The organism is Paracoccus caeni, from assembly GCF_016629665.1.
Lineage (GTDB): Bacteria > Pseudomonadota > Alphaproteobacteria > Rhodobacterales > Rhodobacteraceae > Paracoccus > Paracoccus caeni.
Genome location: NZ_JAEPRQ010000008.1, coordinates 95451 through 116643 on the forward strand (window position 1 = coordinate 95451; position 21193 = coordinate 116643).

Annotated in this window: 21 protein-coding genes; 10 read left to right on the forward strand and 11 right to left on the reverse strand. The window is 62.8% G+C overall.

All coding sequences use genetic code 11. The annotated features are described in order from the left end of the window. Positions 1 to 67: 67 nt before the first annotated feature. The 6 genes from JJJ17_RS17105 to rocF all read right to left on the reverse strand — a co-directional run bounded on the left by JJJ17_RS17105 (position 68) and on the right by rocF (position 7353). Positions 68 to 1738, reverse strand: coding sequence for an FMN-binding glutamate synthase family protein (locus JJJ17_RS17105; RefSeq protein WP_200688599.1), 1671 nt, complete (start codon positions 1736 to 1738; stop codon positions 68 to 70). Positions 1739 to 1874: 136 nt separating this feature from the next. Next, positions 1875 to 2768, reverse strand: coding sequence for a LysR family transcriptional regulator (locus tag JJJ17_RS17110; RefSeq protein ID WP_200688601.1), 894 nt, complete (start codon positions 2766 to 2768; stop codon positions 1875 to 1877). Positions 2769 to 2852: 84 nt separating this feature from the next. After that, on the reverse strand, positions 2853 to 3737 hold the full coding sequence (locus JJJ17_RS17115; protein ID WP_200688603.1) for a universal stress protein: 885 nt from the start codon (positions 3735 to 3737) through the stop codon (positions 2853 to 2855). Continuing rightward, positions 3737 to 5194: an amino acid permease gene (locus tag JJJ17_RS17120; RefSeq protein ID WP_234464163.1), complete on the reverse strand. Its 1458-nt coding sequence runs from the start codon at positions 5192 to 5194 to the stop codon at positions 3737 to 3739. The genes JJJ17_RS17115 and JJJ17_RS17120 overlap by 1 nt, the downstream gene beginning before the upstream one ends. A gap of 131 nt (positions 5195 to 5325) precedes the next feature. Continuing rightward, positions 5326 to 6417: an ornithine cyclodeaminase gene (locus JJJ17_RS17125; RefSeq protein ID WP_200688605.1), complete on the reverse strand. Its 1092-nt coding sequence runs from the start codon at positions 6415 to 6417 to the stop codon at positions 5326 to 5328. A gap of 9 nt (positions 6418 to 6426) precedes the next feature. Beyond that, a complete protein-coding gene (gene rocF / locus JJJ17_RS17130; protein ID WP_200688607.1) occupies positions 6427 to 7353 on the reverse strand; it encodes an arginase in 927 nt (308 codons plus the stop codon). Between the two features lie 111 nt (positions 7354 to 7464). Between rocF and JJJ17_RS17135 the strand changes: the two genes are divergently transcribed. Then, on the forward strand, positions 7465 to 7911 hold the full coding sequence (locus tag JJJ17_RS17135; protein WP_200688813.1) for an Lrp/AsnC family transcriptional regulator: 447 nt from the start codon (positions 7465 to 7467) through the stop codon (positions 7909 to 7911). Between the two features lie 23 nt (positions 7912 to 7934). On the opposite strand, the gene JJJ17_RS17140 is transcribed toward JJJ17_RS17135, so the two are convergent. From JJJ17_RS17140 to JJJ17_RS17160, 5 genes are all read right to left on the reverse strand, one after another. Beyond that, positions 7935 to 8621, reverse strand: coding sequence for a CPBP family intramembrane glutamic endopeptidase (locus JJJ17_RS17140; RefSeq protein WP_200688609.1), 687 nt, complete (start codon positions 8619 to 8621; stop codon positions 7935 to 7937). Next, positions 8621 to 10681, reverse strand: coding sequence for a prolyl oligopeptidase family serine peptidase (locus tag JJJ17_RS17145; RefSeq protein WP_200688611.1), 2061 nt, complete (start codon positions 10679 to 10681; stop codon positions 8621 to 8623). The genes JJJ17_RS17140 and JJJ17_RS17145 overlap by 1 nt, the downstream gene beginning before the upstream one ends. A gap of 132 nt (positions 10682 to 10813) precedes the next feature. Continuing rightward, positions 10814 to 11458, reverse strand: a complete 645-nt coding sequence (locus JJJ17_RS17150) for a TetR/AcrR family transcriptional regulator (RefSeq protein ID WP_200688613.1) — start codon at positions 11456 to 11458, stop codon at positions 10814 to 10816. Between the two features lie 94 nt (positions 11459 to 11552). Next, complete coding sequence (locus tag JJJ17_RS17155; RefSeq protein WP_200688615.1) at positions 11553 to 11840, reverse strand: hypothetical protein; 288 nt, start codon at positions 11838 to 11840, stop codon at positions 11553 to 11555. A 237-nt stretch (positions 11841 to 12077) separates the two neighbouring features. Further along, complete coding sequence (locus JJJ17_RS17160) at positions 12078 to 12752, reverse strand: rhodanese-like domain-containing protein (RefSeq protein ID WP_325168830.1); 675 nt, start codon at positions 12750 to 12752, stop codon at positions 12078 to 12080. A gap of 27 nt (positions 12753 to 12779) precedes the next feature. Here JJJ17_RS17160 and pedF point away from each other — a divergent pair, with 27 nt between their 5' ends. From pedF to JJJ17_RS17205, 9 genes are all read left to right on the forward strand, one after another. Then, a complete protein-coding gene (gene pedF / locus JJJ17_RS17165; RefSeq protein ID WP_200688630.1) occupies positions 12780 to 13436 on the forward strand; it encodes a cytochrome c-550 PedF in 657 nt (218 codons plus the stop codon). A 7-nt stretch (positions 13437 to 13443) separates the two neighbouring features. Then, positions 13444 to 14220, forward strand: coding sequence for a quinoprotein dehydrogenase-associated SoxYZ-like carrier (locus tag JJJ17_RS17170; RefSeq protein ID WP_200688636.1), 777 nt, complete (start codon positions 13444 to 13446; stop codon positions 14218 to 14220). Further along, the gene (locus JJJ17_RS17175) at positions 14217 to 15173 is read left to right on the forward strand and encodes a quinoprotein relay system zinc metallohydrolase 1 (protein ID WP_200688637.1); all 957 of its coding nucleotides are present in this window, start codon (positions 14217 to 14219) and stop codon (positions 15171 to 15173) included. The genes JJJ17_RS17170 and JJJ17_RS17175 overlap by 4 nt, the downstream gene beginning before the upstream one ends. Before the next feature lie 51 nt (positions 15174 to 15224). Further along, positions 15225 to 17105 carry a PQQ-dependent methanol/ethanol family dehydrogenase gene (locus JJJ17_RS17180; protein WP_200688638.1) on the forward strand — a complete coding sequence of 627 codons (1881 nt, stop codon included), beginning with the start codon at positions 15225 to 15227 and terminating at the stop codon, positions 17103 to 17105. A 77-nt stretch (positions 17106 to 17182) separates the two neighbouring features. Beyond that, on the forward strand, positions 17183 to 17809 hold the full coding sequence (locus tag JJJ17_RS17185) for a pentapeptide repeat-containing protein (protein WP_200688643.1): 627 nt from the start codon (positions 17183 to 17185) through the stop codon (positions 17807 to 17809). After that, the gene (locus JJJ17_RS17190) at positions 17791 to 18195 is read left to right on the forward strand and encodes a hypothetical protein (protein WP_200688645.1); all 405 of its coding nucleotides are present in this window, start codon (positions 17791 to 17793) and stop codon (positions 18193 to 18195) included. The genes JJJ17_RS17185 and JJJ17_RS17190 overlap by 19 nt, the downstream gene beginning before the upstream one ends. A gap of 183 nt (positions 18196 to 18378) precedes the next feature. Beyond that, entirely contained in the window at positions 18379 to 19053 is a 675-nt protein-coding gene (locus JJJ17_RS17195; protein ID WP_200688815.1) for a response regulator, read from the forward strand. Between the two features lie 79 nt (positions 19054 to 19132). Next, positions 19133 to 20683 carry a hybrid sensor histidine kinase/response regulator gene (locus tag JJJ17_RS17200; protein WP_234464165.1) on the forward strand — a complete coding sequence of 517 codons (1551 nt, stop codon included), beginning with the start codon at positions 19133 to 19135 and terminating at the stop codon, positions 20681 to 20683. Positions 20684 to 20749: 66 nt separating this feature from the next. Then, positions 20750 to 21184 (forward strand): pseudoazurin, encoded by a 435-nt coding sequence (locus JJJ17_RS17205; RefSeq protein WP_200688656.1) that lies wholly within the window; start codon positions 20750 to 20752, stop codon positions 21182 to 21184. The last annotated feature ends 9 nt before the right edge of the window (positions 21185 to 21193 follow it).

Genomic DNA, 21193 nt, shown 5'->3' on the forward strand with positions numbered 1-21193 from the left:
CAACTTAGTTATCGACAGTCAGCTTTGGGCCCGTTCGCGTCGGACATCTGACAGCAAACCGTAGCAATCACAGCGCCGGGACCTTCAGCGATTCCATTTTGCGGCGGGATTCGAACGGTCCGAACGGGATCTCCGGTGGGGCGAAGCTGTCGGCGCTGGCGCGTTCCCAACGGTCATACCAGTCGGCGAGCTCGGGATATTCCTCGCTCTCCAGCAGGAAGCCGTCGGGCAGATAGGGATAGACCTCGTTCCCGTCCAGAAAGACGTTATCCTTCTGCCGGAACATGAAGTGATAGGGCATGAAATCGCGCGGATCGGTCAGCCCTGCGGCTCCGGCGATCTCGGCCAGCGCATGCATCGTGTTGCGGTGGAACCGCGCCACCCGGTCGCTTTTGTCGCCGACATTCAGCGCCTTCTGACGCAACTGATCCTGAGTGGCGATGCCAACAGGGCATTTGTTGGTATGGCAGGACTGTGACTGGATACAGCCGATGGCGAACATGAAGCCGCGCCCGGAATTGCACCAGTCGGCACCAAGCGCGAAGGCGCGAGCGATCTCATAGGCGGTGATGATCTTGCCCGCAGCGCCCAGCCGGATCTGGTCACGCAGCCCCGCGCCGCGAAGCGCGTTATGAACGAAGGTTAGCCCCTCCAGCATCGGCATGCCGACGCGGTTGGCAAATTCCACCGGCGCGGCGCCGGTGCCGCCTTCAGCCCCGTCGATGACGATGAAGTCGGGCAGGATGCCGGTTTTCAGCATCGCCTTGACGATGCTCAGGAATTCACGGCGATGGCCGATGCAGAGTTTGAACCCGATAGGCTTGCCGCCCGACAGTTCGCGCAATTGCCGGATGAACTCGACCAGCCCGGTTGGGGTCGAGAAGGTGCTGTGCGCAGGAGGCGAGATGCAATCGATGCCCATCGGGATACCCCGCGCCTCGGCGATCTCGACCGAGATTTTCGAGGCAGGCAGCATGCCGCCATGGCCGGGCTTTGCCCCCTGACTCAGCTTGATCTCGATCATCTTGATCTGCGGATCGGCGGTGATCGCGGCGAACTTCTCGCGCGAGAAGCTGCCATCGTCGTTACGACAGCCGAAATAGCCCGAGGCCACCTGATAGATCAGATCACCGCCCGCCTCGCGGTGATAGCGGCTGATCCCGCCCTCGCCGGTGTCATGGGCGAAGCCGCCCTGTCTCGCGCCCTTGTTCAGCGCAAGGATCGCCGCGCCGGACAGCGCGCCGAAGCTCATCGCCGAGATATTGTAGAGGCTGGCATCATAGGGTTGCAGGCAATCCTTGCCGCCGATCCGCACGCGGAAATCGGAATCCGGGATATGCACCGGCGTCGCCGAATGGGTCAGCCACGAATAGCCCGAGCCATAGACGTTTTCGATGGTGCCGAAGGGGCGCTTGTCCTCGGCCCCCTTGGCGCGCTGATAAACCAGCGCGCGGGCCTGACGGCTGAATGGCACCTCGTCCTGATCGCTTTCGATCATGTATTGCCGGATCTCGGGGCGAAAACTTTCCATCAGGAAGCGGATATGGCCGATGACCGGATAGTTCCGCAGAACCGCGTGGCGCGTTTGCACAAGGTCATAGATGCCAAGCAATGCCAGCGGCACCAGAACGGCTGCGGCAAGGCCGAACCACGGAGACAGCAGCACCGTAGCGATCAGCGACAGGATCGCGGTGACAATGCAAAGAAGGAATATCGTGTAGCGCGGATTGGTTAACATGGCTTTTCGACGTTGCGCACCGACGTTCACCGGCGCGGCAAGGACCCCGAGGCTGTGATGAATGATGCCATCTTGCTGGCTTGTGCGGGTGATAGGCTGCTCTGCCCGGTTTGACCAATGCCAAGGCAGTCTGAAACTATGACGTTTCGGAATAACCTTCCGCGGCGGCGTTCCAGACCCGTTCGACAATCCCGCGAGAGCGGGCGGCGTTGCGGTAAAGCCTGATCTCCATCGGCAGTTCCGGCGCGACGATTTGCAACTGACCTGATGTGATTTCCGCCGTGACCAGACTGCGCGGCAGCCAGGCGACGCCATGACCTTCCAGCGCCATGAACTTCATCGCCTCGGCCATCGAGTTTTCGTTGATATGGGCGATATAGGTGCGCGGCGCACCGGGCTGGCCCTGCGCCAGCGAAGTCAAAAGCCCCAGAAACGAGCCGCGCGAATATTGCAGCAGCGGCAACCGTTCGGCGGCGCGCCAGTCATCGATCCGGGTGCTGTCGGCGACGGCGACAAGGCTGTCATGGCCGACGATAATCGACGGATAGCGCGCCGGATCAAGCGGGATCGGCACGCTTGGGTGATGGAAGGTCAGCAGGAAATCATAGCCGCCCTCGACCAGCGCCTGCATGCAGATGGCGTGGTTTTCAGGCAGGATGCGGGTGCCGATCTCGCCCAGATCCGCGCGCAGCCTGTTCAGCCAGGCGGGCAGAAAGGTAACCGCAAGCGTATGCAACGCGGTCAGCGCCAGCGATGCTTGCGGCAGGGGATCGCGGCGACCGCCCAGACTGGCGCGGCTTTGATAGGTCAGGCGGACGATTTCCTCGGCCGCCTCGCGAAAGGCGCGGCCATCGGCGGTCAGGCTGACCGGATAGGTCGAGCGGTCCAGAAGCTCTGCCCCCAGCCAGACCTCAAGCGAGCGGATGCGGCGGCTGAACGCGGATTGGGTGACGTTGCGCGCTTCCGCCGAACGCGAAAAGCTGCGCGTCGTCGCGATGCTGAGGAAATCCTCAAGCCATTTCAGTTCCACGACAATCTCCCACCGGTCGCGGTATTCTGCGCGATGAGCGGGCCGAAAACAATCGGCCCGCCCGAACCCTGTGGGTCGCGCCCCTCAGCCCTTTTCCGCCAACCGTGGCAGAATGATCCGCGGCACCGGCGCATGCCGCAGGATCTTGCCCGAATTCGAGCCGACAAAGACCCGCATCAGCGCGCCAAGCCGACTGGAGCCGATCAGCAGCACCTCTTGCGGGTCCCAGTCGATCGAGTTAACCGCCTGCCGCCAATTTGGCCCGTCGCCGATCACCGTCTCAAAGGGAAGCTCCCCCTGCCATTCCTTGCGGATACGGCCATAAAGCGCCTCGGCCTCGGACCGGATCCGGTTAGAGATCATATGTTCCGCGTCATATCCGGCAATCGATGGATACATCTGCCGATCACGGACCACGAAGCTGGCCAGCCGCAGCGAGGCGTTCAGCGACCGTGCCAGATCGCAGGCACGATGCGCCAGCGGGATCGAAGCGTCCGAGGCGGAAACCGCGCAGGTCACGCGGGTGATCCGTTGCCCTTCGGGCGCGTAGCCGCGGGGGGCAAGGGCCACCGGCAGCGGCGCGCTGCGCAGAAGCTCGGACGCGACGACGCCTTCCTGAAAGCGCGACATTGGTGCCTTCCTCGACGATCCGAGAACGATCATCTGCGCGCCAAGCTCTTGCGCCGCCTTGGTCAGTCCTTCGCCGGTGCTGTCGGCATGGCGGGCGTGAAACTGCGCCGGGATGTCCTCGGGCACCGATTTCCGGGCCGTTGCCAGCGCCTTTTCGGCGTGGCGATCCAGAAATTCGGCATATTCCACGTCCACCTTGGCGGGCGAGGGATGATCCCATGTCTCGGGCAGGACCGTCACCGCGTCGATCCCGGACGAGGATGAACGGGCCAGAAGACTTGCCAGAAGCAACGCCTCGGCCCCGCCTTTGTCGGCGGAATATCCGACCAGATACCCCATCACGCAGCCTCGCCCTGATCGCCGCGTTCCAGCGCCGAGTTGCGCGAGGAATAGAGGAAGTAGATGGTCGCAGCGATGACCGCCCAGATCGCCGTCAGCTTATAGACGATCAGCGACAGGCTGGAGATCAGATAGAGGCAGGACAGGATGCTGAGGATCGGTAGCAGCGGGAAGAACGGCACCTTGAAGCCGCGCGGGGCGTCGGGCTGGCGATAGCGCAGGATGATCACGCCGATGGACACCACGGTAAAGGCGGTCAGCGTCCCCATGCTGGTCAGATCCCACAGCACGTCGGCAGGCAGGAAGGCCGCGATCGAGGCGACGATGCAGCTTACGATGATGGTATTGGCCGTCGGCGTCAGCGTATGCGGGTTCACCCGGCTGAAGATCGGCGGCAGCATCCCGTCACGCGACATCGCGAACAGCACCCGGGTCTGTCCGTAAAGCACCACCAGCGTGACCGAGAAGACCGAGATCACCGCACCCGCCGACAGGATCACCGACGGAATCGCAGAGCCGGTGACGTTTTGCAGGATCACGGCCAGACCGGCCTCTTGCCCCTCGAACATCCCTTGCGGCTGCGCGCCCAGGGCGGCGAGCGCGACCAGCAGGTAAAAGCTGATGACGATGATCAGCGCCAGAATGATCGCCCGTGGCAGGTTGCGGCGGGGGTCTTTCACCTCTTCCCCGGCTGTGGACACCGCGTCCAGACCGACGAAGGTGAAGAAGATCGACCCGGCCGCCGCGCTGACCCCGGCGAAACCGTGCGGGGCGAAGGGGGTGAAGTTTTCCGAGTTAAAGGCGCTCAGCGCGATGGCGATGAACAGCGTCAGCACGCCCAGCTTGATGATCACCATGATCGCATTGGCCCGCGCCGATTCACGCGAGCCGCGCGTCAGCAGGAAGCAGCACATGAAAACCAGAATGGCGGCGGGCAGGTTGATCCAGCCGTCGCCGCCGAAATGCAGCGAATACCCCTCGGCCACCAAAGGCGCGTGCAGCAGCGCGCGGGGCAGTTCCAGTCCGGTCGTGGTCAGGATCAGGTTGTGCAGATACTCGCTCCACCCCACGGCGACCGCGCCTGCGGAGACGCCGTATTCCATGATCAGACAGGCCGCGACCAGAAAGGCCACGCCTTCGCCCAGCGTCGCATAGGCATAGGAATAGCTGGAGCCCGAGACCGGGATCATCGAGGCCATCTCGGCATAGCAAAGCGCCGTCAGCCCCGCCGCGATCCCGGCGATGAGGAACGAGAACATGACAGCCGGTCCGGCGGTCGGCACCTGTTCGGCCAGCACGAAGAAGATCCCCGTGCCGATGGTTGCGCCGACCCCGAACATGGTCAGCTGGAAAAGGGTGATGCTGCGCTTTAGCTCTGTGCCGTCGGCGCTGCTTTTCGTCGCGAAATTGCCGAGCGGCTTCTTGCGAAGCGCACGTTCCATGAACGATGAACTCATAGCCTATCCCTGTGTTGTCGAGAGAACGTTTCAGTCGTCTTCTTCGTCTTTTCCAGCGTCGTCGCGGAACGGCTGTCCCGACGACGCTGGCCGTTGCTTTCCGCATCGGAAAGCCTTTGCTGGCAGAAAGGTCAGACCGCAGTTGCGGATGCGGGTTTCGTGGGCGATGCCACCTCGGATTGCTGGGCGCGCAGGACCATGCCGAACAGATCGCGCGGTTCATCGGGGTCGGCGATCATGTCCAGATCCTGATAGCGGCCCGAATCCTTCAGCCGCGAATGGACATAGCGCAGCGCCGAAAAGTCCTCGATGGCAAAGCCGACGCTGTCGAACAGGGTGATCTGACGGGCATCGCGGCGACCTTCGGCCTGACCGGCGATCACCTGCCACAGTTCCGTCACCGGAAAGTCGGCGGGCATCTGCTGGATCTCGCCCTCGATCCGGGTCTGCTCGGGATATTCCACGAACACGTCCGAGCGCAGCAGGATATCCTTGTGCAGTTCGGTCTTGCCGGGGCAATCGCCGCCGACCGCGTTGATGTGAACGCCGCTGCCGATCATGTTGTCGGTCAGGATCGTCGCATATTGTTTGTCCGCGGTGCAGGTGGTGATGATCTGCGCGCCCTGCATCGCCTCTTCGGCGGTCTTGCAGGGAACCACGTTCAGCCCCCGGCCTTCAAGGTTGCGGACGCATTTGGCGGTGGCTGCCGGGTCGATGTCGTAAAGCCGCACCTCTTCGATGCCGCAGACGGCCTTCATCGCCAGCGCCTGAAATTCCGCCTGCGCGCCATTGCCGATCATCGCCATGACCTTCGAATCGCGCGGCGCCAGCCATTTCGCGGCCATGGCGCTGGTCGCGGCGGTGCGCAAGGCGGTCAGGATGGTCATTTCCGACAGCATCAGCGGATAGCCGGTCGCCACATCGGCCAGCAGTCCGAATGCGGTCACGGTCTGCAACCCCTGCTTCGTGTTCGAGGGATGCCCGTTCACATATTTGAAGCCATAGGTCTGCCCGTCCGAGGTCGGCATCAGCTCGATCACCCCGATATCGGAATGGCTGGCGACACGAGGGGTCTTGTCGAACAGCGGCCAGCGTTTGAAATCGGCTTCGATCTCGGTCACCAGATCGACCATCATCTTTTCGATGCCGATATGCAGCACCAGCCGCATCATGTTCTCGACGCTGACGAAGGGCACATAGGCCTGACGGGAAGGTTTCAGCATGAATGTTACTCAGTTGAAGCTGCGGGTGGGGCGGTCGAAGACCTTCTTGCCCATGAGAGAGCCGACCAGATCGACCATCAGCTTGGCCGTGCGGCCCCTGTCGTCCAGAAAGGGGTTCAGTTCGACCAGATCGAGCGATGTCATCAGCCCGGATTCGTGGATCAGTTCGCAGACCAGATGCGCCTCGCGGAAGGTCGCGCCACCGGGGACGGTGGTGCCGACGGCGGGGGCGATGGAGGGGTCAAGGAAATCCACGTCCAGCGAGACATGCAGCATGCCGTTCTGCGCATGCACCAGTTCAAGGAAATCGCGCAGAGGCGCGACAATGCCGCGCTCGTCCAGAACGCGCATGTCGTTGATGGCGATGTCGGTTTCATGCAGCGCCGCATGTTCCGCCGCATCGACCGAACGGATGCCGAAAAGGCAAATCCGTTCGCCCGGCACCACGGCGGGGAAGGGCGGGAATTGCTCGAACCCGTCGCGGCCCGCGATATAGGCGACGGGCGTGCCGTGCAGATTGCCCGAGGTCGTGGTCAGCGGCGTGTGGAAATCGCTATGCGCGTCGAGCCATAGCACGAACAACGGGCGCCCGGCCGCTTCTGCATGCGCCGCAGCCCCCGCAACCGTGCCAAGCGCCAGCGAGTGGTCGCCGCCCATGATCACCGGCAAACGCCCCTGACCCAGAACGTCGCGGACGCTGGCCGACAGCGCGTCGGTCCAGGCGATGGTTTCGGCAAGCTGGTCAACGGCGGGGTTGGGGCTGGCGATCGGCTGAAGCGGCGGCAGCGTGACATCGCCAAGATCGGTCGTGGGATAGCCAAGCTCTGTCAGAACGGTGGCAAGTCCGGCGACGCGGTAGGCGGCAGGGCCCATCAGGCAACCAAGGCGGCGTTGGCCGGAATCGACCGGCGCTCCGATCAGCGAAATCTGGGTCATGGGAATCTCCTTGTTCCATATAGAAATGCCAGCCAGTCTGTGATGGTTTCAACGCATATTTATGCTAAAACGGGTATGACTTTGACCGTTTTGATAAGTGTGACTGCCGATATGGACAATCTTGACCTTGCACTGATCGCCGAACTCCGCCGCGATGGCCGCGCGCCGATTTCAGAACTGGCCGAGAGGCTGAAGGCCAGCCGCGCCACCATTCGGGTGCGGCTGGAGCGGTTGCAGGCTCAGGGAGAGATTGCGGGTTTCACCGCGCTGACCCGCGCCGATGTGTCCGAAGCACCTGTGCGCGGGCTGATGATGATCGGGATCGAGGGGCGCGGCGCGGACCGGATCACCGTGCGGCTGACCGGGTTACCCTCGGTCATGGCGGTGCATTCGACCAACGGCAAATGGGATATCATCGTCGAACTGGCGACGGAATCTTTGTCCGAACTAGACGACGTGATCCGCTTCATCCGCAACATGGACGGCGTGGTGACGTCCGAGACCAACCTGCTGCTGGCGACAAGGCGTGCCTCCAGCCGCCGGTCCATGTTGCGTTAAGGGTTGTCCCTTGGCTTGCTGGTTCAGCCGAGCGAATAGGTCAGCAGCCAGAGGCCGTTGAAGACGACGTGGATCAGCAAGGCGGGCCAGAGTGAGCCGGACTTGCGAAAGACGAACCCGGTCAGAATGCCGACCAGCAGCGCGTTGAAGAAGATCACGCTTGGACCATGGACCGCCGCGAAGATCGTCGCGCTGCCAAGGATGCCCGCCCATGCGCCGTATTTGTTCAGCGCGGATGCGATGACGCCGCGAAACAGCACTTCCTCGCCGAAGGGGGTGAGCAGCGCTCCGGTCGTCACGATGATGAACAGCGCCAGCGGGCCGCTGGTTGCGGCGGCCATGAAATCATCCTGCGTCGTCTCGGGCGGCATGAACGAGAAGTAGATACCTTCGATCAGGATGCTGAGGATGAAGGCCGCAAGGCCCATCGCCACCGCGATCAGTAGCCAGCGCCCTTCCGTCGCGCGAAAGCCGAAGGCGCGCAAATCGCGGATACGGATGCTGAAAGCCGCAAGCAGCGCCAGTGTGCCGGCCACCCCGTTGGCCGCCATGCCGAAGATCCCCCGCAAAGCGGCCTGTTCGTCGGGCATGTTCAGCATGGCGACGCCGATCAGCATGATCAGGACCAGATAGATCGCCAGCCCTGTCAGGGCCTCAGGCCAACCCGGCAACTTTCGCTGCTCCACTGCGGAGATTGTGGTCGCCGTCATCAGTCGCGCTCCAGTTCAAGCCCGGTCCAGTAGGCTGCGAAGGCCCACATATCGGCGTGATGGGCGATGATCTTGTCCAGTGGCATCCCGGCCCCGTGGCCCGCGCGGGTCTCGATTCGTATCAGCCGGGGTTTCGGGCCCAGATCAGCATATTGCAGGGCAGAGATATATTTGAAGCTGTGGCCCGGCACGACGCGGTCGTCGGCATCGGCCGTGGTGACAAGGATCGCCGGATAGTTCTTGCCGTCCCGCATCGTGTGATAGGGCGAATAGGTCAGCAGATTGTCGAACGCTGCCTTGTCCGAAGGGCTGCCGAACTCTGCCGTCCACAGCGCGCCGCCGGTGAACTGATCATAGCGCAGCATGTCCAGCACGCCGACGCCGGGCAGAGCCACATCGAACAGGTCCGGTCGCTGGTTGGTTACAGCACCGACCAGCAGACCACCGCCGGATTCGCCCTGAATGGCCAGCCCCTTCGCCGAGGTGATGCCTTGGGCCTTCAGAAACTCGCCCGCTGCGATGAAATCGTCAAAGGCGTTCTGCTTGTTCTGAAGCCTGCCGCCCTGATGCCATGCGGTCCCGTATTCGCCGCCGCCACGGATATTGGCGATGGCCAGCACGCCGCCCTGTTCCACCCAGGCGATCTGCAGCGGGTTATAGGCCGGAAGCATGCTGATCCCGAAACCGCCATACCCGTAAAGCAGCGTCGGTGCGGGGCCGGTCACATCGCGACGACGCACGACAAACATTGGCACGCGCGTCCCGTCTTTCGAGGCGTAGAAATGCTGCTCGACCTCGATCAGGCTGGGGTCGATCTTCAGCTTGGGTTGCGCCCATGGCGTCACTGAATCGGCGGCGATATTGTAGCGATAAACGGTTGTCGGGGCGTCGTGGCTGGTGAAGGCAAAGAATGCCTCATCATCGGTCGGGTGACCGCTCAGCCCGCCTGCCGTGCCGATGCCGGGCAACCGGATATCGCCTTCCAGCGTGCCATCAAGGCTGAAACGGCGCATTTCGGTCTTTGCATCGACGAGATAGGCCACGATCAGCTTGCCGCCCAACAAGGCCGCGTCATTCAGAACGCCCTCTGCCTCGGGCAGGATCTCGACCGGCTGCGGATGGGTTTGCGACAGATCAAGCGTCATCACCCGCCGCCGCTCGGCCCCGTCGGTTGTGATCAGATACAGCCGTTGGCCGACATGGCCCAGAAGGTGCCATTCGCTATCCATCTTGGGGAAGATCGTGCGCGGGGTCCATTCCGGCGCCTCCAGATCAACCACGGTCAGGGCGCTTTCATTCGTGCCGGGCGTGGTGGAGATGTAGAGATAGCGACCGGCAGAGGTCCGGTCGGCGATGTTCAGCATCTCGGGGCGATCCGGGGTCGCGTAGATCAGCTTGTCCTCGTTCTGCGGATTGCCAAGACGGTGAAAGTAAACCGCCTGATTCCTGACACCTGCGCCAGAGGTCGCGCCGCCCTCGGGTTCGGGATAGCGCGAATAGAAGAAGCCCGATCCGTCCGGTGCCCAGGCGATCCGCGAGAAACGGGCCCATTCGATGCTGTCTTCCAGCAACTCGCCGGTCTCGACATCCATGACCTTGATCGTGCGCCAATCGGTCCCGCCGGTTTGCACGGCAAAGGCCAGAAACAGCCCGTCATCGGAAACGGACCATTCGGCCAGCGCGTCGGCATTGTCTTCGGACCAGCCATTCGGGTCGATCAGCAGGCGATCCTGACCGGATTCTCCATCGCGCACATAAAGCGTCGACTGGTTCTGCAGGCCGTCATGCCGGGCAAAGAAATATTGCCCGGCCCGTTTCCGCGGAATGTCGTGGCGTTCGGTGTTCAGCAGATCCGCCATTCGGCGGCGGAACAGTTCACGCCCTGGAAGGTTTTCCAGATAGTCATTCGTGACGGCGTTCTGTGCGTTGATCCATGCCCGGACCTTGCTGTCCTGACGGGCATCGGCTTCCAGCCAGCGATAGGGATCTGCGATTGCGGTGCCGAAGAAATCGTCCACGACATCACCGCGTTCTGTTCGGGGATAGGTCAGTTCGGGCATTGGGTTCTCCGGGAAGGAATGGACTGAAACGGGGCTGCCAAACGCAGGAAGCGCCGCAGTCAGGACAAGCGTTGCGAACAACGCGGCTGGGAAAATCATGTGATACCTGGGGTCGGTGCGACCCCCGTCCGCCTAGGCAGAGCTTGTGTCGCCGAAGGGCTTTGGCACGACGGGATCGCAGAATGGCAGATTACTGACGGCGCGGATCGCCCTGGAAAGCTGAACGACCACTTCGTCGGTGGTGAAATGCTGGCCGTCGCGGATCGCGGCCATGCTGATTGTCTCGTCTATGGTGCGGATCGCGGCCATGACGGCGGCGGCGCAAAGGCGGACCTCGAATTCCCGATGAGAGCGGTCAAGCCGGTCGCCGATGATCCGGGCCATCGGCTCGACCCCCTCGTCATAGGACAGAAGCCAGGTTGTCCGCAGATCCGGTTCCTCGGGCAGCGCGGCGATCAGCCTGACGATCAGCACGCCGTCCGCCGAATCCTCGGGCGAAATCTTGTGCAGGTCGAAGCGTTCGGCGAACTGCTCTTCAATCGGAGCGCTGCGCGGCCAGTCGCGAAGATCCTCGGCATATTGCTTGCTCGACAACTCGAACAAGGGCGCGACGCAGCTTTCCTTGGTGCGGAAATATCGCCAGACGGTGCGTTCCGAGATGCCAACGGCTTCGGCAATATCGCTGCCGCTGGTGGCGGCGAAACCCTTTTCAAGGAAAAGGCGTGCCGCGGCGCGGGCCACCGACAATTGCGATTTTTCTAGCCGGCTGCTGGTCATGCCAATTCCTCTTCCGTCTTCTGGCGACCCTGCCTCGGGCCGATGTTCGGGTCGTGCAGGTGCAGATTGACGCGACTTCGCCCGATGCGAAAGCCTAGTAACAGCCTCCCGTCGCCTGACAGGACAATCCGCCCGCAATTGCGCCCAGCAGGGCACCCTTGGTCTTCGAGCCGCCGGTCGCCTCGGCGATCAGCGCACCGGCGCCTGCACCGCCCACGGTTCTCAGCGCGGCATTATTGGCGGGGCGATTGGTGGTCTGGCCGTAATACTGGCCGCTTTGGCCGTAGCCGGGCGTTCTGGAATAATTGCCCGGACCCGGCTGGGCGCATCCGGCAAGCACGAGAATGATCGTCCCGATTGCAGCAAACCTGATCTTGTTCATTTTCTTCTACCTTTGAGTGGCGCAGGGCGCATGCTGGTTCAGTGCCACTCTCAAATCATTATTGGCTTCAAGCGTCAATATAAATGTCAGTTTATGACAATATGTAAAATCGAACCAGCCATTCTTGCGGAACACATTGAATTTCATTCTGAAATTTTACGAATCATCGGATGCAGGGATTCTATGTTCGCGAAAACCGCACAGTTTACGCTAGGTCAAATTGCGCGCGAGGGTGATTCACTCGCCCGTGACAAGCGGAGCGGGGATGATCGACGGGTCCACGGGATAAGGTTCGACGCGCGCCAACGGATTGCCGAAATCCGCCCATAGATCGGTGCCGTCGGGGAACCAGTAAAGCTGCGAATAGCCAAGCGCCGAGAGCCTCTTGGCGGTGTTCCAGCTTAGCCAGCAATCGACCTTGCAGAAAATGACGATGGGAGTGTCGCGCCGATTCCCGGTCAGTTCTTCGACGCTTTGGGTGAGATAGGCTTCTTCCCACGGTTCCAGCTTGCCCCAGCCTACGACCGGCAGCCAGACCGCGCCGGGTAGGCTGTCGCGCGCCTCGCTTGCGATCCATGTGCCGTCCGCGCGGATACGAAAATTGCGCAGCCCGACCACGTCCAGCAATAGCGCCTTTTCGTCGATCAACCGCTCTACATCGGCCCAATCGACGGTCGTTGCGCCCGGTGCGGTGGCGGGCACGGGCGCGCGATAGTCATGCATCCTGAAGCCTGTTTCGGCTTCAGAAACAGGGGCTTCGGCGTGAAGCGGCGGCAGTCCTGACGCCAACAGCAGCCCAAGTGCAAGGATCGTCAAGCCGCGCATACGACCATTGGACAATTTACCCTCCGGGGTTCTCAGAAGATTTTGAAGTCCTGTTTCCGGTCCCCGTGCAATGCAGAGAGAAGGCATAGAACCACGATGTCACGCAAGCCCCTTATGCTAGCCCTTCCGCTGATCCTGTGTGCAGGTCTGGCCTATTCCCACGGCGATGCCGTGCCGCAGGCGGTCAATACGGCGGGCCTTCCCGAACTTCCCGAAGTAGGTGTCGAGAACCCTTGGCGCGAGGCCGAGGACGATGTGCGGATCAAAGCGTTCGAGATCGGTGCCAAAGGCTACAACAGCAACTGCGCCCGTTGTCACGGGCTAGAGGGGATCTCGGGCGGGCTTGCGCCCGATCTGCGGTTTCTTGAGGCGACCGATTTCGGCGATGAATGGTATCTCGACCGGGTTATGAACGGCTACGAACAGAACGGCGCGGTGAAGATGCCCCCCTTTGGCGACATTTTCACGCCGCAGGCTGTCTGGGCGATCCGGGTCTATATCGAGACGCTTCCTGATGCCGACGAGGTCTCGGACCGCGAAAGCGAGCTGGCAGCATTTCAGGAGAAGGTGAAGGGCGTCACCGAAGGCACCGATCCGGCCGAGGTCTCGGCCCTGGTCGAAGAGCTGAACACCGCAGGCGACAGTTTCGCCGCGCTGTCGGGTGGTGAGCAGTCGGTGACGGTCCTGCATCGCGCCGCGCATTTGATCGAGGTCAATCCGGCCCGCGGCTCTGCGGCGGCTGACCTGATCGCCGCTGAAATCGCCAAGTGACAAGGTGATGGGCGGAACGCTGCAACAGAGGCTGGCGGGCGGCGATGAGCCGCTGATCGTCGGTGCGACCGGCGCCGCCGCCGTCGGAGGCGATGCCTTTGACAGCGGCATGTGGCCGCTGCACCGGGCCGAGTATCTGGGCGATCCGCAGAACTGGGTGAACGATCCCGCCACCATCGTCCTTGCCCCGAAAGCCGCCGAGGATTCGGGTCATGTGCCGTTCCTGATCGACGCGACCGGGCTGGATGGTTCGGTGGATGAGATCGTCGTGACCATCGACTACAGCCCCTTCCCCCATGCGCTGACCTTCCGTCCGGGCCGGGCCAAGCCGTTTCTGGCATTCGCCGTGAAATACGAAATTGCGGGGGCGCTGCGTGCCTCGGCGCGGGTGGATGACGGCTGGCATGTTGGGGCTGCCTGGGTCAGCGCGCTTGGCGGTGGGTGCAGCGCGCCTGCCGTCGCCCATGCGCGGCCCGACTGGCAACAGGGTTTCGGCGAATTGCGCGCCCGGATTTGGGCCGATACCGGGCGGCTGCGGCTGAATCTGCGGCATCCACAGGATACCGGACTGGCCGATGGCATCCCTGCGCATCACCTGACGCAATTGCGGCTGCTGGATGCGGCGGGCGAGGTGATCGCGTCGCTTGACCTGTTCGAGCCGCTGGAGGAAAACCCCTCGCTGACCTTCATCCTGCCGCCGGAACTGGCGGCCGCGCCGGTCACGATCAGCGCGCAGGACAATCTGGGCAACAGCTTCACCGGCACGGTCGAGGCGATGGCATGAACATCCTCGCCCCCACACGCCGTCAGCTTCTGGCCGGAGCCGCCGCGACCCTGCTGCCGATCCCGGCATTTGCCAGCACCAGCAGCCGTTTCGGCTTCGCTCCGGTCGAGGTGGCAAACGGCATCTGGATGATCGAGGGCGCGCGCGAGGTCTTCTCGCGCGAAAATGGCGGTGCCATCGTCAATATCGCCTTCATCGAAACCCCGCAGGGCGCGGTTGTGGTCGATACCGGCTCCAACCTTTCCATGGGTCAGGAAATCCGCGCCTTTGCCGAGGAGCGGCTGGGCGGGGTGGCGCTGGTGGTGAATACGCACCATCACCCGGATCACTGGTTCGGCAATGCGGCCTTCGACGACTGCCGGATCGTGGCGCTGGAAGAGACCATTTCCACCTGCACCCAATATGCGCAGGATTTCGCGGAATCGCTTTACGCGATCCTTGGATCGTGGATGCGCGGCACCAATACCCGCCCCGGCGACAGTCCGATGCAGGGCGGAGAAGCGCGGATCGGCGGGCGGTCGATGCGGTTCATCGCGCTGTCGGGCCACACCCAAGCCGATCTGGCGATCCTTGACGAAGAAACCGGCACGCTGATCGCGGGCGATCTGCTGTTTCTGGACCGCGCGCCAAGCCTGCCGGATGCGGATTTCGCCGCATGGAACGCCGCGCTGGACGAATTGCAGGCGCTGGCGCCGTCGGGGACGGTGCCGGGTCATGGCCCCTTCGACCGCACGGATCAGGCACTGGTGCAGACCCGCGCCTATCTGACCGCGACGCGGGCGCGGCTGGATCAGGCGGCGGCGCTTGGCCTGTCGCCGATCGAGGCGATGTCCGCAGGCCCGGTGCCCGAATTTGCCGGGCTTGGCGCCAACCCCGAGGAATATCTCCGCTCCGTCGTGCAGCGATGGGCGGATCACGAGACAGAGGCACTGCCACTGATTGGCGGACTCTGAAGGAAGCTCCGGGCGCAGGTCCGGCCTGTTCATGAGATGGAGGAGACAACCATGACCAGATTGCTGAAACTGACGACAGCCAGCACACTGGCACTTGTTTGCGCGGGGGCGCTGTCCTTCGCTCAGGCACGTGAAGTCAAGGACGTGACGTGGGAAGACATTCTGAACGACCACGAAACGACCGAAGACGTGCTGATGTATGGCCTTGGCAACAATGCCCAGCGTTGGTCCACGTTGAACCAGATCGACACCGAGACGGTGGGCTTTCTGCGTCCCGCATGGGCATTCTCGTTCGGGGATGAAAAGCAGCGCGGGCAGGAAACGCAGGCGCTGATCCATGACGGCGTGATCTATGTCACCGGCTCTTACAGCCGGATGTGGGCGCTGGACGCCAAAACCGGCGAGCGGCTGTGGAAATTCGAGGCACGTCTGCCCGACGACATCCGCCCCTGCTGCGACGTGGTGAACCGCGGTGCGGCGATCTATGGCGACAAAGTGTTCTTCGGGGCGCTGGATGCATCGATCTATGCGCTTGACCGCGAGACCGGCAAGGTCGTCTGGCGCGAGAAGTTCGAGGATCACAAGGTCGGCTATACGATGACCGGCGCGCCGACGATCGTGCAGGACAAGGAAACCGGCCGGGTCATGCTGATCCACGGCTCGTCCGGGGATGAGTTCGGCGTGGTCGGCAGGCTTTACGCCCGCGATGTCGATACCGGCGAGGAAATCTGGATGCTGCCCTTCGTGGAAGGCCATACCGGCCGCCTGAACGGCGAAGACAGCATCGTGACCGGCGATCCCGAAGCGCCCTCGTGGCCCGTCAACGACGATGGCAGCAAGGTCGAGGCATGGAGCCATGGCGGCGGTGCGCCTTGGCAGTCGGCAGCCTATGACCCCGAGACGAACACCATCGTCGTCGGTGCAGGCAACCCGGCCCCGTGGAACACCTGGGCCCGTTCGCAGGGTGACAATTACTGGGATTACGACTCGCTCTATACTTCGGGTCAGGCCTATGTGAACCCGTCCGACGGCAAGCTGATCGGCTTCTATCAGCACACGCCGAACGACGCATGGGACTTCTCGGGGAATAACGAGATCATCCTGTTCGACTATACCGACAAGGACGGCAACACCCACCGCGCCGGTGGCCATGCCGACCGGAACGGCTTCTTCTACGTCACCGATGTCGATGCGCTCAGCGACCGCGAGAATGCCGAGATCAACCGCCCGACCGCGCTGCTGAACGCCTTCCCCTTCGTGGACGAGATCAGCTGGGCCAGCGGCATCGATCTGGAGACCGGCCGCCCGATCGAGAACGAGGGCCAGCGTCCGCCGCTGCCCGCCGAGGGTGAGGACAAGGGTGCCACCATTCAGGTCACTCCGCCGTTCCTTGGCGGCAAGAACTGGAACCCGATGGCCTATTCGCAGGACACCGGCCTGTTCTACATCCCGGCCAACAACTGGACCGAGGATTACTGGACCGAGAACGTGACCTATCAGGCGGGTGCTGCCTATCTGGGTCAGGGCTTCCGTATCAAGCGGCTGCATGACGACCATATCGGCACGCTGCGGGCCTTTGACCCGGCCACGGGTGAGAAGAAGTGGGAACATAATGAAGAATTCCCGCTTTGGGCAGGCGTGCTGGCGACCGGCGGCAATCTGGTCTTCACCGGCACCTCGGACGGGTTCGTGAAGGCCTTCAATTCCGAGACCGGCGAAGAGCTGTGGAAGTTCCAGACCGGCTCGGGGATCGTCTCGTCGCCCGTCACTTGGGAAATGGACGGCAAGCAATATCTGGGCATCGCCTCGGGCTATGGCGGCGCTGTGCCGCTGTGGGGCGGTGACATGGCACAGTTGACCACGCAGGTCAGCCAAGGAGGCTCGTTCTGGGTGTTCGAGATCCCGGACGACGTGCTGGCGTCCAGCCAGTAAGGCCGGTCGGCCAATGACAGACCAGGGGCCGGGCAACCGGCCTCTGGCAATTCGCTCTTTCCCCCGGAGATAAATCCATGTCCAGAATCCTGCCTGTCCTTGCGGTCTTTCTGTCCGTCGGCAGCGGCCATGCCATCACCGCCGACCAGCCCGTCAGCAACGGCGAATTCCGCATCATCGTGGACGAGCCGACCCCGCGTGAGGGGCCGCTTCTCATCGATGGCTGCGAGATCAAGCCCGGCGCATCCTGCCCCGGCATCGACCTCAGCCACGCAAATCTGCGCGGTCTGAACCTCAGCGGCGCCGATTTCAGCGGCGCGAAGATGCTGCGGGCGGATCTGTTCGGCGCGGAACTGCGCGGCGCGAACCTGTCGGGGACCGATCTGCGCGGCGCGGATTTGTCGATGACGCAGGCTCAGGGCATCGATGTCAGCAATGCCGATCTGACCGGCGCCAATCTTGATTTCGCCCGCCTGTCCGGCGCGGACTTTACCGGCGCGAACCTGACGGCGGCCTCGCTCGAGGCGGTGATGGCGCCGAAATCGCGCTTCGTCGGGGCGCAGGTGATTGGCGCGAACCTGATGGAAGCCAAGTTCTACAATGCCGATTTCGCAGAAGCGACGATGGCTGGCAACAGTGCGCCCTATGCCATCTGGGAAGGCGTGCATATGGAGAACTGCACCGGATGTCCGGTCGATTGGTGACGCTTGCGCTGGTGCTGGCGGCCTTGCCCGCCGGCGCACAGCAAAGCGAACTTGCCGCAAGTATCGCCGCCTGCCGTCTTGAGACCGAGACGGCAGCGCGGCTTCAATGTTACGACAAGCTGCCGGTCCGCGATCGCCGCATGGATATCAAGGGTTTCGGCACCTACATCACCCCGCCCTTCGATCTCAGCGCGCCGATGATGCTGAATTTCGAAAGCATGGATGCGGTGCTGGTGGTCTATCTTCTCGACAGCGAGGGGGAGGTGGTGCAGAATCTCCATCAGGCTGGAGTGGGCATCAATCAATACGCTATCCCCCGTCCGGGGCGCTATTCGGTGCAGATCAACGCATCCGGCGGCTGGAGGATCTGGCTGGAAGAGGGATGAATTTGCGACCAAGGTCGTATTTCCATGATGCCGCCCAGAACCGATGCTGTAATGATCGAAAGCCGTTTTGGCACAACCGTGGCGGGTTTCGACGAACTGGATTTGAATGACGTTCACCGGACCCATCAACGCGCCGTGCCAGTTGACCGGCAGGGAAGACAGGAACACCGTATGCAGCAGCTGATGGAAAGGCCGACACGAACCATGCAGCTTGCCTCGGCGCTGATCGTCGATGATCACCCGTTGTTCTGCGACGCTTTGTCGATGACCTTGCGCGGCGCTTTCGGCATGTCGCAGGTCGAGGCCGTCGGCAGCCTGGAAGCCGCGTTGGACTGGCTGAAGCGTCACCCCTTGCCTGATGTGCTGGTGCTTGACCTTAACCTGCCCGATGTGAACGGGCTGGACGGTGTCGTCCGCATCCGTCAGGCCGCGCCGGACACGCCTGTCGTGGTCGTCTCGTCCATGGGCGAGGGTCGGATCGTCAATGCGGCGTTGCAGGCTGGCGTGGATGCCTTTGTCCCGAAACACGCCGACCGCAACGAATTCCGCGAAGCCTTCGAGGTCATTGCGCGGGGCGAGATCCATGCCAGCCGACTGGCGCTGAAAACCTCTGATCTGCCATCGTCCGAGGACAGTCTAACCCGGCTGGCGCTGCTGACACCGCAGCAGGCGAAGATCCTGCAACTGGTCAGTTCGGGCCTGATGAACAAGCAGATCGCGTGGGAGCTGTCGATTGCCGAAACCACGGTCAAGGCGCATATCACCGCGATCATGCGCAAGCTGGGCGTCCAGACCCGCACGCAGGCGGCGCTTTTCGCGCAGGATCTGAGCTTCTCTTCCTTCAAGCCGGATGAGTGAGCGGCGACAGGGACGGTGGGCAGGAACAAGGCCCGAACCGGCAGCACCTCCGGTCCCGGTGCCTGCCCCGCAATCCGACATGATGCGGGCGGCGCTGGAGCATATCAATCAGGGCGTGGCGACCTTCGATGCGGCGGCCAGGCTGGTTGGCTGGAACCGCCGTTTCGTGCTGCTTCTGGAATTGCCCTTGCCGCTGCTGCATCCCGGCACGCATTTCAACGCCATCGAGGCCCATATCGCGCGTTTCGCCGATTTCGGCGAAGGCGCGTCACGGGCTGCGTTGAAATCATGGTTGGTCGGAAAGGAACGGCGGCAGCCGCTTTCCTTCGAGATGCGGCATGAAAACGGCATGATGCTTGACTGTTTCGTGCAGGAAATGCCCGACCGTGGGTTCGTCCTGTCCCTGAACGATGTGACGCGCGAACGGATGGCGATCCACTCGATGTTGCGGTCGAATGCCACGCTGGAAGCGCGGGTCACGGCGCGAACCGAGGAACTGGCCAACGCACTGGACATCGCCGAGCGCGCCAATGCGACCCGCGTCCGCTTTGTTGCTGCGGCAAGCCATGATCTGCTGCAACCCCTTTCTGCAGCGAAACTTTACGTGGCTGCGGCCCGCGACGATACCAGCGGCAGCACGCAGGGCGAAACGCTGGACAAGGCGTATAATGCGCTGATCAGCGTCGAGGGTATTCTTGGCGCGCTGCTGGACATCTCGCGGCTGGAAACCGGCGGGAGCGAGCTGGACATCGCCACCGTGCCGATGTCCCGGCTTCTGGCACAGCTTGCCGAAGAATTCGTGCCGGTTGCCGCGCAGAAGGGGTTGCGGCTGGATATCCTGCCCTGCGCCGCCTCGGTCCGCAGTGATCCAGTCTATCTTCGCCGTATCCTGCAGAACCTGATCAGCAATGCCATCCGCTATACCGACAGCGGCCGGGTGCTGGTCGGGGCAAGGCGTCGCGGCGACACGATCCGGCTGGAGGTTCGCGATACCGGGCCGGGCATCGCGCCCGAAGATCAGGCGATGATTTTCCGCGAATTTCACCGCGTGAACCGGGCCAGTTCGGCCTCGGACGGGATCGGGCTGGGCCTTGCCATCGTGGACCGCGCCTGCAGGCTTTTGAACCATCCGCTGACGCTGAACTCGGTGCCGGGGCAGGGCACCTGCTTTGCGGTCGAGTTGCCGGTCGTCGCGGCGCATCCCGGCCTGGCGATGGTCGCCAATGGCGCGGCAGATCGCTTTGAGGCGACGGGCATTGCGGGCGACCGCATCGCCATGCTGGTCGAGAATGACGAGGAACTGCGCCGCGCCTTTGCCTTGTTGCTGGAGGGGCGGGGCATCGACGTGCTGGAGGCCGCGAACGGGGCCGAGGCGCAGGCGCTGTTGAAAGAGATCGGCATCGCGCCGGATTACTACCTGATCGATCAGCAGCTTGGTGAAGGCATGACCGGGGTTGAGACGGCCGAGGCGCTGCATGCCGCCCATGGGGTGCGCCCGACGCGGATCATTACCGCCGACCGCTCGGCCGAGACGCTGCGCGCGGTCGCGGCGGCGGGGTTGGAGATCATGTTCAAGCCCCTTGATATCAAGGCCTTGGAGGATTTCCTGAGGCAGGAACAGGCTGGCTAGACTAAGGTCCAATTGCAGGAAAACCCCGCTGACGGCACTTTTCCCCCAACCGGAAAAGGAGTGACCATGATGCGATCGATCGTTGCGGCCATTGCCGCGCTTGCCCTGTCTGCCAGCTTCGCCGCAGCCGCTGAACACGAAGTCAGGATGCTCAATTCCGGCGAGTCCGGGCCGATGGTCTTCGAGCCCAGCTTCGTCAAGGCCGAGCCGGGCGATACGATCCGCTTTGTTCCCACCGATCTCAGCCACAATGTCGAAGGCATTCGCGGTATGCTGCCAGAAGGCGTCGAGCCTTTCCGCAGCAAGATCAACGAGGAATATATCCTGACCGTCACCCAAGAGGGTATCTATGGCGTCAAATGCACCCCGCATTTCGCGATGGGTATGGTGGCGCTGATTCAGGTCGGCGATGCCTCGGGCAATCTGGATGCCGCGAAAGAGGCGAAGCTGCCGGGCCGCGCCGCCGAGCGGATGGAAGCGGCCTTCGCGCAGGTGGAATGACTGTTTGAC